The sequence below is a fragment of the Rhizobium sp. J15 genome, assembly GCF_002531825.1.
Classification (GTDB): Bacteria; Pseudomonadota; Alphaproteobacteria; order Rhizobiales; family Rhizobiaceae; genus Rhizobium.
In genome coordinates this window covers 1-10672 of the sequence record NZ_NWSX01000082.1, presented here as the reverse complement: position 1 = coordinate 10672, position 10672 = coordinate 1, and the positions used below count along the sequence as shown (strand labels likewise).

Annotated in this window: 11 protein-coding genes; 5 read left to right on the top strand and 6 right to left on the bottom strand. The window is 61.2% G+C overall.

Annotation, left to right across the window (positions count from 1 at the left end):
• Nucleotides 1–70: 70 nt before the first annotated feature.
• A complete protein-coding gene (locus tag CO670_RS31940) occupies nucleotides 71–1060 on the bottom strand; it encodes a polysaccharide deacetylase (protein WP_097594008.1) in 990 nt (329 codons plus the stop codon).
• A 121-nt stretch (nucleotides 1061–1181) separates the two neighbouring features.
• On the opposite strand from CO670_RS31940, the gene CO670_RS31935 reads away from it, so the two are divergent.
• The 3 genes from CO670_RS31935 (at nucleotide 1182) to der (ending at nucleotide 3990) form a co-directional block, all read left to right on the top strand.
• Nucleotides 1182–1766 carry an NnrU family protein gene (locus tag CO670_RS31935; RefSeq protein WP_097594007.1) on the top strand — a complete coding sequence of 195 codons (585 nt, stop codon included), beginning with the start codon at nucleotides 1182–1184 and terminating at the stop codon, nucleotides 1764–1766.
• A gap of 103 nt (nucleotides 1767–1869) precedes the next feature.
• Nucleotides 1870–2553 carry a tetratricopeptide repeat protein gene (locus CO670_RS31930; RefSeq protein WP_097594006.1) on the top strand — a complete coding sequence of 228 codons (684 nt, stop codon included), beginning with the start codon at nucleotides 1870–1872 and terminating at the stop codon, nucleotides 2551–2553.
• A 15-nt stretch (nucleotides 2554–2568) separates the two neighbouring features.
• Nucleotides 2569–3990, top strand: a complete 1422-nt coding sequence (gene der, locus CO670_RS31925; protein ID WP_097594005.1) for a ribosome biogenesis GTPase Der — start codon at nucleotides 2569–2571, stop codon at nucleotides 3988–3990.
• Between the two features lie 72 nt (nucleotides 3991–4062).
• On the opposite strand, the gene CO670_RS31920 is transcribed toward der, so the two are convergent.
• On the bottom strand, nucleotides 4063–4500 hold the full coding sequence (locus CO670_RS31920) for a MarR family transcriptional regulator (protein WP_097594004.1): 438 nt from the start codon (nucleotides 4498–4500) through the stop codon (nucleotides 4063–4065).
• A gap of 163 nt (nucleotides 4501–4663) precedes the next feature.
• On the opposite strand from CO670_RS31920, the gene CO670_RS31915 reads away from it, so the two are divergent.
• Entirely contained in the window at nucleotides 4664–5677 is a 1014-nt protein-coding gene (locus CO670_RS31915; RefSeq protein WP_097594002.1) for an alpha/beta hydrolase, read from the top strand.
• 92 nt (nucleotides 5678–5769) lie between these two features.
• On the opposite strand, the gene CO670_RS31910 is transcribed toward CO670_RS31915, so the two are convergent.
• Nucleotides 5770–6951, bottom strand: a complete 1182-nt coding sequence (locus CO670_RS31910; RefSeq protein ID WP_097594001.1) for a glycosyltransferase family 1 protein — start codon at nucleotides 6949–6951, stop codon at nucleotides 5770–5772.
• A 239-nt stretch (nucleotides 6952–7190) separates the two neighbouring features.
• Nucleotides 7191–8231: a glutamine synthetase beta-grasp domain-containing protein gene (locus CO670_RS31905; RefSeq protein ID WP_038690487.1), complete on the bottom strand. Its 1041-nt coding sequence runs from the start codon at nucleotides 8229–8231 to the stop codon at nucleotides 7191–7193.
• Nucleotides 8232–8662: 431 nt separating this feature from the next.
• Between CO670_RS31905 and gstI the strand changes: the two genes are divergently transcribed.
• A complete protein-coding gene (gene gstI, locus CO670_RS31900; RefSeq protein WP_097594000.1) occupies nucleotides 8663–8854 on the top strand; it encodes a glutamine synthetase translation inhibitor GstI in 192 nt (63 codons plus the stop codon).
• A gap of 87 nt (nucleotides 8855–8941) precedes the next feature.
• On the opposite strand, the gene CO670_RS31895 is transcribed toward gstI, so the two are convergent.
• Together CO670_RS31895 and CO670_RS31890 are read right to left on the bottom strand one after the other, a co-directional pair.
• Nucleotides 8942–9865 carry a sugar kinase gene (locus CO670_RS31895; RefSeq protein ID WP_097593999.1) on the bottom strand — a complete coding sequence of 308 codons (924 nt, stop codon included), beginning with the start codon at nucleotides 9863–9865 and terminating at the stop codon, nucleotides 8942–8944.
• A 182-nt stretch (nucleotides 9866–10047) separates the two neighbouring features.
• Nucleotides 10048–10389 (bottom strand): hypothetical protein, encoded by a 342-nt coding sequence (locus CO670_RS31890; RefSeq protein ID WP_097593997.1) that lies wholly within the window; start codon nucleotides 10387–10389, stop codon nucleotides 10048–10050.
• Nucleotides 10390–10672: the final 283 nt, after the last annotated feature.

Below are 10672 nucleotides of genomic sequence, written 5' to 3'. Positions count from 1 at the left end.
ATCCAACAATCAGCGCAAATTGAACATGCAAGGGGGCTAAACGGCACTACCCCTCATTTTTAAAACACCGTCACAGCCCCGACGTCTGCTGCAGTTTGCCGCGTGCTTCGATCATCGGGATCGCTTCCGAATAACTCACACAGGCGACGTCGGCTCTGCGGCAGACGTCGCTGACCAGGCGGTTCAGCGCGCGCCAGTAGGCGCCGCCGTTCATTTCGACGAAGTGGAAGCCGAACTGGAGGGGGATGCGGTTGCCGTCATATTGGCGTTCGAAGGCCTGGGAGAAGGCGGCGTAGGCGCGGTCTTCGAATTCCTTCGAATCCGCCGCGTCTTCCTCGCCCTTGGAATGGCGGATGAAGAGGTTGTAGTCCATGCCGATAATCGGCTTTTCGCCCGGCCCCTCGGGGATCAGCGGCAGGCCGAAGCGGATGATGCCGTCTTCCTCGACCGGCATGGCCGGGCCTTTGGTGACGAGGCTCGCATCATAGGTGAAGCCCGCCTTCTTTTCGGCGGTGATCATATCGGCGCCTGCCGTGGCGGAGAGGTAGGGCGCGCGAAAGCCCTTGATGCCGTGATCGACGAGGTCCTGCCAGCCGGCCGGCTCCTCGAGGTCGACGCTCTTCCAGGCGTTTTTCAATGTCGCGTGAAAGGTTGCGTATTCGGCCGACCAGTCGGCTTCGCTCCATTGCCGGCCGTCGAAATGGCCGCAGGCATGGCTCGATATGTCGTGGCCTTCGAGATGGGCGTGCCAGATATTGCCGAGGCGTTCGCGGATCTCGTCGTCGCTCTGGGCAAAGCCGACGTTTGATTTGCCGCGTTTCTGGTGCGGCGCCTGATAGGCCTTCTTCGCCGCCTCGTTCATCAGGAAAGTGCAGGAAAGAAAATAGGTGAAGTGGGCGCCATTCCTGGCGGCCATCTCGCGGCTCTTCAGCCAGAGCGCATTGTCGTGGGCGCCGTCGAAGGAGACGATGACGAGCTGCTTCGGCCGGTCTGCCGCCTCTGCCATTGCAGGCAGAAGGAACGAGGCAGCCAGACAGGTGACGAGGAGAGGACGAGACATGGGCACCGCGACAATTTGTTCGCGGCTTCCCTCCGATAGAATTGCGGCGAAGCTGCGGTCTCAACTGGTATTTTTTCGCGTCAGCCGCTAAGTCATGACAAACTGCAAGGAAGGGACCGCAATGGTACTGCTCATCGTCGGCATCATACTTTTTCTCGGTGTGCATCTGGTGCGGGTGGTGGCCCCCGGCTTCCGCCGCTCGATGATTGCAAGCCTCGGCGAACGGGGATGGCGGGTCGGCTATTCGATTGCGAGTCTGGCGACGCTGATCCTGCTGATCTATGGGTTCGGGCAGGCGCGTCAGGTGACGGGCATGCTCTACAATCCGCCGGTCTGGACGGCGCATATTGCGATCACGCTGATGCTGATCGCGATGATCTGTCTCGTCGCCTCGCTGCTGCCGGCGGGGCATATCGCGACGAAGACCAAACATCCGATGGTGCTGTCGGTGAAGATCTGGGCGCTGGCGCATCTTCTCGCCAATGGCGAGACCTCGTCGGTCCTGCTGTTTACGGCGTTCCTCGCCTGGGGCGTGATCCTGCGCATTTCGCTGAAACGCCGCGAGCGGGCCGGCGAAATTTCGCTCCGGCCCTTCGTCTCCGCCAAGTACGATCTCTATGCCATCGTCATCGGCATCGTCGTCTGGGCGCTGATCATCTGGAAGCTGCACGAATGGTTGATCGGAGTTTCCCCGCTCGTGATGTGACGAATCTTTCATATCCCCCTTACAACCGCGGCAAAATGGAGTAGAAGGCCCGACAATATGCATCCTGCATAGTGTGTGGGTATTTCCGCGGCCGGAGACGAGAATGGCATTCAACGACGACAGCTTCATCCGTGAAGTCAATGAGGAATTGCGGTCCGACCAGATGAAGGGCGTCTGGCGCCGGTTCGGCCGCTATATCATCGTCGTCGCCATCCTGATCGTCGTCGGCACCGCCGGCAAGGTTCTCTTTGAATATTGGGACGATACCCGCTCCTCCGGTGCCGGCGACCAGTTCCTGGCGGCGATGAAGCTTGCCGACGAGAACAAGAACGACGAGGCGCTGGCCGCGCTCGACAAGCTCGAAAAGGAAGGCCATGGCGCCTATCCGGTGCTGGCGCGCATGCGGGCCGCAACCGTCCAGGCGCAGAAGGGCGATGCCAACGCGGCAATCACCGCCTTCAACGAGATCGGCAAGGACAACAGCGTGCCGGCCGCCGTGCGCGACGCCGCCAAAATGCGCGCCGGCTGGCTGCTGATCGAGAACGGCTCCTACGAGCAGGTTTCGGCCGCGATCGAGGAAATGGCCGTGCCGGGCAACGCCTTCCGCCATTCGGCGCGCGAAGCGCTTGGTCTTGCTTCCTACAAGGCCGGCAACATGGCGCAGGCCCGGCAATGGTTCCAGTCGATCGCCGACGATGCCGACAGCCCGCGCAATGTTGCCAACCGCGCCCATATGATGCTTGATCTCATTACCGCATCCGGCAAGGCGCCCGCCGCGCAGGGCTAAGCTTAAGGAAAAAGAATGAGCTTCACGGTCGCCATCGTCGGTCGTCCGAATGTCGGCAAGTCGACGCTTTTCAACCGCCTGGTGGGCAAAAAGCTCGCGCTCGTCGACGATACGCCGGGTGTGACCCGCGATCGCCGGCCGGGCGAAGCGCGGCTGATGGGCCTGAACTTCACCATCATCGATACGGCCGGCCTCGAAGAGGCCGATGAGGAAAGCCTGCAGGGCCGCATGCGCGCGCAGACGGAAGCGGCGATCGACGAGGCGGATCTTTCGCTTTTCGTCGTCGACGCCAAGAACGGTCTGACGCCGGTCGATAATGCGCTTGCCGAAATGCTGCGCCGGCGCGGCAAGCCGGTGGTGCTCGTCGCCAACAAATCCGAGGCGCGCGGTTCAGACAGCGGCTTCTACGACGCCTATACGCTCGGCCTCGGTGAGCCGACGCCGATTTCGGCCGAACACGGGCAGGGCATGATCGACCTGCGCGACGCGATCGTCGCGGCGATCGGCGAGGAGCGGGCCTATGCCAAGGAGGATGTCGCCGTCACCGACGTCGACATTTCCGAGTCTGCCGGCGAGGGTGAGGACGAGGACGAAGAGCCCGTCTATGACGATACCAAGCCGCTCAGGGTGGCGATCGTCGGCCGCCCGAATGCCGGCAAATCGACGCTGATCAACCGCTTCCTCGGTGAAGACAGGCTTTTGACCGGGCCGGAGGCCGGCATCACCCGCGATTCCATCTCGGTCGAGTGGGATTGGCGCGGCCGCACCATCAAGATGTTCGACACCGCAGGCATGCGCCGCAAGGCGCGTGTGACCGAAAAGCTGGAAAAGCTTTCCGTTGCCGATGCGCTGCGCGCCATCCGCTTCGCCGAGACCGTCGTCATTGTTTTCGACGCGACGATCCCTTTCGAGAAGCAGGACCTGCAGATCGTCGACCTCGTGCTGCGCGAGGGGCGCGCCGCCGTGCTCGCCTTCAACAAGTGGGATATGATCGAGGACCGGCAGGCAGTGCTTGCCGACCTGCGCGAAAAGACCGACCGGCTGCTGCCGCAGGCGCGCGGCATCCGCGCCGTGCCGATCTCCGGCCAGACCGGCTGGGGGCTCGACAAGCTGATGCAGTCGATCATCGACACGGACAGGGTCTGGAACAAGCGCATCTCGACGGCGAGGCTCAATCGCTGGCTGGAGACGCAGCAGATCCAGCATCCGCCACCGGCCGTCTCCGGCCGCCGGATCAAGCTGAAATACATGACGCAGGTCAAAGCCCGCCCGCCGGCCTTCATGATCTCCTGCACCCGCTCGGACGCGCTGCCGGAATCCTATACGCGCTACCTGATCAACGGGCTGCGCGCCGATTTCGACATGCCGAGCGTGCCGATCCGGATTCATTTCCGTTCGCCGGACAATCCGTACGAGTCGAAGAAGAAGCGGACTTAGCGGCGCCGGTTGGCGTCTTGCGGAAGATCCGTTTTGCGTTGTGCCAGGCAAGACCTGTCGATCGCCCTAAATCTAAACCACGCGCTTATCCAACGCCTTGCGCAGTGCCACGATCTCGGCCTGCAGCCGAGTGAGATCCGCCGCATTACGGCCGCTCGCTTCCACGATGCAGTCGGGGATGCCGATCGCCTTTTCCTTCAGGCGAATGCCTTCCTCGCTCAAGCGAATGACGACGACGCGTTCGTCCTCGCGGCTGCGTTCGCGCCTGATATAGCCGGCGTTTTCCAGGCGTTTGAGCAGCGGCGTCAGCGTGCTCGATTCCAGGAAGAGCTTTTCGCCGAGGCCGCCGACCGTTTGGCCGTCCTGCTCCCATAGCGCGACCATGGCGAGATATTGCGGATAGGTGAGGCCGAGTGTGTCGAGAAGCGGCTTGTAGACGCGGTTCAGCGCGTGGCTCGCCGTATAGACGGCAAAGCAGATGAAATCGTCGAGCTTCAGCGGATCCTGCATAGGGCATCTCCAAAACCGATCGACTTTATATCGTGCGATAAATAATCGGAAGCGATTTTTATGCATGGCTGGCATGTCGAAATTTAAATTGTCCAATAAATAATCGTGCGCGATATAAAAGCCGTGTTCACGATGAACATCGAAAAAGCGAGAGGACAAGACAATGTCGACCATCAAGACCGCAGTTTCCGCAGCGGCACTCCTGGCAGCTTCCGCAGTCGGCGCGCTTGCCGACCCGGTGCTCGAGCCGACAACGCAGAGGTTCATCGATAGCTTGGCCGGCGGCAAGCCGATCTACACGCTGTCGCCTGCCGATGCCCGCAACGTGCTGGCCGGTGCGCAGAGGGGCGATGTCAAGAAGCTGGCAGCCAAGGAAGAGGACAAGGTCATCAAATCAGGCCCGACCGGAAGCATCAAGCTGCGGATCGTCCGCCCCGAGCATGCCAAGGGCGCGCTGCCGGTCATTCTCTATTTCCACGGCGGCGGCTGGGTGCTGGGCGATGCCGACACGCATGACCGGCTGGTGCGCGAGATCGCGAACGGTGCGGATGCCGCCGTCGTCTTCGTCGATTACGAACGCTCGCCGGAGGCCCGCTATCCCGTGGCTATCGAGCAGGCCTATGCCGCGACCAAATATGTCGCCGAACATGCCAAGGAATTCAAGGTCGACGCCAGCAGGCTTGCGGTCGCCGGCGACAGCGTAGGCGGCAACATGGCGGCCGTGGTGACGCTGCTTGCCAAGGAGCGCGGCGGCCCCGCCATCGACCAGCAGGTGCTGTTCTATCCCGTCACCGACGCCAATTTCGACAATGGTTCCTATAATGAGTTCGCCAATGGCCCCTGGCTGACCAAGGAAGCGATGAAGTGGTTCTGGAACGCCTACCTGCCCGATGAGGCCAAGCGCAAGGAGCCGACGGCTTCGCCGCTGCAGGCATCGCTCGAGCAGCTCAACGGCCTGCCACCGGCTCTCATCATCACCGATGAAAACGACGTGCTGCGCGACGAAGGCGAGGCCTATGGCCGCAAGCTCAGCCAGGCCGGCGTCAAAGTCACCTCGATCCGCTACAACGGTACGATCCACGACTTCGTGCTGCTGAATGCGATTACCGAAACGCCGGCGGTCCGCAGTGCGATCAAGGTCGCGAACGACACGCTTCGCAGCGCGCTTCACAAGTAAATTGTTCGGAGCTCTTGTTTTCACGCAATTCCCGGTAAAAGCGCTTTGCGCTTTGCCTGGCAAAACCGCTTCACACTTTTGCTGGAATTGCTTTAGTCCGAGGACGGCAAAGGCCCGGCGGTTTCGCCGGGCTTTCTGCTTCTCGGAAGCGACTTGGCGAACTGCCAGGCCTTCTTCCATTTCGGCGTGATGACGCCATTGGCGGCGCGGATGTTGTTGATGAACTGCGTCGTCGCCGCTTCCCAGGAATATTGCATGGCAAGCGCGCGGGCCTTCTCGCGCGAGGCGGAGAGGGCGGCAAGGCAGGCAGTGCGCAGGTCCGCATCGAGGGCGCCGACCTCGCTGTCTTCGCCGATGATGTCGAGGGGACCGGTGACCGGGTAGGCGGCGACCGGCACGCCCGATGCGAGCGCTTCGAGGATGGTGTTGCCGAAAGTGTCGGTGAGCGAGGGAAAGACGAAGACGTCGGCCTGCGCATAGGCTTTTGCCAGATCCTCGCCGAATTTCACGCCGGTAAAGTGCACGTCGGGATAGCGCTGCTCCAGCTCGGCGCGCGCCGGGCCGTCGCCGACGACGACCTTCGAGCCGGGCAGGTCGAGATCGAGAAAGGCCGGCAGGTTCTTTTCCAGCGCCACCCGGCCGACCGTCATGAAGATCGGACGGGGAAGGCCGAAGGGCTCTTCCTCGAGCGGCATGGGATGGAATTGCGCGGCGTCGATGCCGCGGGTCCAGGGCATCAGGTTCTTGATGCCGCGGGCCGACAGCTCGCGCGCAAGGCTCGGTGTCGCGACCATGCAGCCGGCGCCGCCATTGTGGAACCAGCGCACGAAGGCGTAGAGCCAGCTCTGCGGGATCGGCAGGCGGGCGGAAACATATTCCGGGAAGCGGGTGTGATAGCTGGTGGAGAAGGGCATGCGCTTGCGCAGGCACCAGCGGCGGGCGGTGAGCCCGAGCGGCCCTTCGGTGGCGATATGGATGTAGGAGGGATTGTGCTTCTCGATCTCGCGGGCGATGCGGCGGTAACTGGCGATCGACAGGCGGATCTCGGGATAGGTGGGGCAGGGAATGCTGTTGAAGCGCTCCGGCGTCACCATCGACACCTCGACGCCCATCTTCGCCAGCTCGCGATTGGTATTCTCGATCGAGCGCACCACGCCGTTGATCTGCGGATGCCAGGCGTCGGTGACGATCACCAGCCGTTCCGGCAGATTGCCGGCGGAAGCAGCCTTGGCCCAGGTCTCGCCGCTGTGAGTGTTTGCCGGACGTTGCAGCATGTCACGATTTCCATCCGCGTTGCGATGATCTGGCAACGCTCTACCCCTTAGCGGGGTTCCGGAATGGCGATTCCCGCCTCTTTATTTTGAGGCATGAGCATGATGGAAATATTACAGCGCTGTATGAACAGTTACAGCAGCTTAACACCGTGAAGCCGGCAATTATGTCGGGGAGGAAGAGAGCCTCTGAGGCTCAAAAAGAGACGACGCCGGCGGGGAGGCCGGCGCCGCTTGGGAGGTTAGGCTGCAGCGGAAGCCGAACCGGAGAGCGGAACTTCCGAGATCGTCTTCAGTACCTGGGAAGCGATCTGGTAGGGGCAGCCCTGCGAGTTCGGGCGGCGATCTTCCAGATAGCCCTTGTAGTCGTTCTTGATGAAGGAGTGCGGTACGCGGATCGAGGCGCCACGGTCTGCAACGCCGTAGCTGAACTTGTTCCACGGAGCCGTCTCGTGCTTGCCGGTCAGGCGCTTGTCATTATCCGGGCCGTAAACGTTGATGTGGTCCATCAGGTTCTTTTCGAACTGGGCCATCAGCGCTTCGAAATAGGCCTTGCCGCCGACTTCGCGCATGTACTTGGTCGAGAAGTTGCAATGCATGCCCGAACCGTTCCAGTCGGTGTCGCCGAGCGGCTTGCAATGATACTCGATGTCGATGCCGTATTTTTCGGTCAGGCGCTGCAAGAGGTAGCGCGCCATCCAGATCTGGTCGGCGGCCTTCTTGGAGCCCTTGCCGAAAATCTGGAATTCCCACTGGCCCTTGGCCACTTCGGCATTGATGCCTTCGTGGTTGATGCCGGCAGCGAGGCAGAGGTCGAGATGTTCTTCGACGATTTCGCGGGCGACGTCGCCGACGTTCGAATAGCCGACGCCGGTGTAGTACGGGCCCTGCGGAGCCGGGTAGCCCTGCTCGGGGAAGCCGAGCGGACGGCCGTTCTGGTAGAAGAAATATTCCTGCTCGAAGCCGAACCACGCATCTTCATCGTCGAGGATGGTCGCGCGGGCATTGCTCGGGTGCGGCGTGACGCCATCGGGCATCATGACTTCGCACATGACCAGAACGCCGTTCGTACGGGCCGGGTCGGGATAGATGGCGACGGGCTTCAGCACGCAATCGGAGCTGCGGCCTTCGGCCTGCATGGTCGACGAACCGTCGAAACCCCAGAGCGGAAGCTGTTCCAGCGTCGGGAATGCGTCGAATTCCTTGATCTGCGTCTTGCCACGCAGGTTCGGTACCGGAGTGTACCCATCGAGCCAAATATACTCGAGCTTATATTTTGTCATCGTGACTCTCTCAAATGCTACGAAGGTGAGCAAATCCGGAGACGATCTCGGCGCATCAGCGCATCCAACCGCCAGGGGATGCGCTTATCGAAGCATGTAGCGTGCCAGTTTGGCTGCCGGCGGAAGAAAAATCGAAAATCAGCGCGGTGACGCATATTTTTCTTTCCCGAGAACGGTCCATTTTTGGCGGTGGAAGACCGTATCATCCGGGAGAAAACCGATTTTCCGCCTTGGAACCGGATGAAAATTTCAGCGTTAGCCAGAAGTGATGAAGTGTTGAACAATTAGGCGGACGCTCTCGGCAGAGACAGCATATTGATCAATCATAATATATTAATGCACACAAATTGTGCAATTTGCATAAACTATGTGCATCATGCTATGGTCACGGCCTTGATGTTGATGCGCCGAACTCGAATGGAGGCGATCTCATGCCTACCGGTTTCCATCGTGAATCCGCAACGATCTACCAGTTCCCGGTCAAGGCGGCGCGCGCCGCCAGCCGGTTCGAACGCGCCCGGCTGATGGAGCGTGAAGCAGCCGATATCTGCGACGCGGCGCTCGACAGCTGCTGGTATCATGACGAGGCGGTTCGCGAGCCCGATCGGCCGACGAAGTCCTGACGTCTTATTCCCCTCACCGGGGCGAAGATGCCGACAAGGCGGGGAACGCTCGCGCATGGCGTTCGTATACCGGCGTCATGCGCGGGCTTAGCCGCCCTTCAAGCCGAGCTTTTCCTTTGCCACCAACGCGCCGTGTTCACTGACCACCCGGGCCGCGACCCCTGCGGCGAAACGGGCAGCAGCGGTTGCATCGCCCGTTTCCAGATAGGATGCCAGAAAGGCGCCGTTGAAACTGTCGCCGGCGCTTGTCGTGTCGACCACCGTCTCGACTTTTTCGGCCGGAACGAAGCTATCTTGGCCGGCGAAATTCAACCTGACGCCATCAGCACCGTTCTTGACCACGACATGGGTGGCGCCGAGCGTGCGATAGCGATTGACCGTCGCCTCGATGGAATCGTCGCCGAAATGGGCGGCTTCATCGTCGAAGCTCGGCATGACGATCACCGAGGAGCGGGCGCCCTCGCTGATCGTCGCGTGCATCACGTCGTAGCTCGACCAGAGACGGGGACGGATATTCGGGTCGAAGACGACGAGCTTGCCGGCGGCCTTGGCGCGGCGGATTTCGGCAAGCAGCGTCGCGGCATCCTCTTGCGGCAGGATGGCAAGAGTGATGCCGGAGAAATAGATCAGATCGGCGCTTTCCACCGCCTCGCGGAGCAGGTCGGGATCGGCAGCCAGGCTGCGGGCGGCCGAACTGTCCCGCCAGTAGCTGAAGGAGCGCTCGCCGTTCTTCAGGCTGATCATGTAAAGGCCTGGCGTCTTGCCCTTGATGCGGCGGATGAGACTGGTGCCGATACCTGCCTTGTCGATGAAGGCGGCCATCTCGTCCGACATGGCGTCGTCGCCGAGCGCCGTGAAATAATCGACCGACCAGTCGGGGCCGAGGCAGGCGCGGGCATACCAGGCGGTGTTGAACGTATCGCCAGCGAAACCTTTGCGCAGCAGGCCATCGCCTGCCTGCGAGAGTTCCACCATGCATTCACCGATCGACAGAAACCGTCTTGCGCTCACCTGATCCTCCCGGCATCGGAGCGCCGCTGATCAACAGGGCGCTCTATCGCTTTGAATTGACGCTTCATCCGCTGATACGCGCAGCCGGGCGGGGTGACAAGCGCCGATGTGGCGAGCGCCGATGCGATCGGGAATGAAAGCCCGCCTCCGGCCAAGCGAAGGCGGGCGTCGGTCAAGGATGCTTATTCGTGGATGGTGTAGCTGCCGAGCTCGCAAAGGTCCTGCGTATCTTCGGTCGTGTCGAGGTCCGAATTTTCGTCGAACTCGAAGCGCATGTCGTATTTGCACACGGTGCGGCCATCGGCGATGGTGATGTTGACGGTCTCGCCCGGATTGAGAACGTTCTCGCCGAAGACGTCCTCTTCCCAGCTGTTGACGCCGGTCGGCGAGCTGTAGAAGCGCGTCAGAACGGAATTGGTCCCGTTGGTGAGCTGGAATTTCAGATCCTCGGCATGTGACGGCACGGCAGAAGCGGCGATGACCGCGGCGGCAAGCGCGATCAATCCAGAGACTTTCGATTTCATATATGCGTTCCCCTCGCCCATGAGTGGGCGAGAACAGAGATAGCATAGCGGCATCTAAATCTTTGTTATCGGAGACTATAGATTCCGAGATAAGACTGTTTTCGGAACAGTTCACCCCAAAAATGGAGGGCAGATCTTCTGCAAGGAGCGGAGGCACTGCACTCGACTTTCAGGCTTCTGACAAAGTGAGCGAAATCCCTATTTTCGTCAGTTCCAAGCATCCACCTCCGGCCGATGGGGCGGCAGATCCTCGGCCTTGTGCCACTGCTGTCCGGTTTAACTT

Coding starts and splice junctions, on each gene's coding strand:
- CO670_RS31940 (WP_097594008.1), bottom strand. CDS start 1,060: ATGTCTCGTCCTCTCCTCGTCACCTGTCTGGCTGCCTCGTTCCTTCTG.
- CO670_RS31935 (WP_097594007.1), top strand. CDS start 1,182: ATGGTACTGCTCATCGTCGGCATCATACTTTTTCTCGGTGTGCATCTG.
- CO670_RS31930 (WP_097594006.1), top strand. CDS start 1,870: ATGGCATTCAACGACGACAGCTTCATCCGTGAAGTCAATGAGGAATTG.
- der (WP_097594005.1), top strand. CDS start 2,569: ATGAGCTTCACGGTCGCCATCGTCGGTCGTCCGAATGTCGGCAAGTCG.
- CO670_RS31920 (WP_097594004.1), bottom strand. CDS start 4,500: ATGCAGGATCCGCTGAAGCTCGACGATTTCATCTGCTTTGCCGTCTAT.
- CO670_RS31915 (WP_097594002.1), top strand. CDS start 4,664: ATGTCGACCATCAAGACCGCAGTTTCCGCAGCGGCACTCCTGGCAGCT.
- CO670_RS31910 (WP_097594001.1), bottom strand. CDS start 6,951: ATGCTGCAACGTCCGGCAAACACTCACAGCGGCGAGACCTGGGCCAAG.
- CO670_RS31905 (WP_038690487.1), bottom strand. CDS start 8,231: ATGACAAAATATAAGCTCGAGTATATTTGGCTCGATGGGTACACTCCG.
- gstI (WP_097594000.1), top strand. CDS start 8,663: ATGCCTACCGGTTTCCATCGTGAATCCGCAACGATCTACCAGTTCCCG.
- CO670_RS31890 (WP_097593997.1), bottom strand. CDS start 10,389: ATGAAATCGAAAGTCTCTGGATTGATCGCGCTTGCCGCCGCGGTCATC.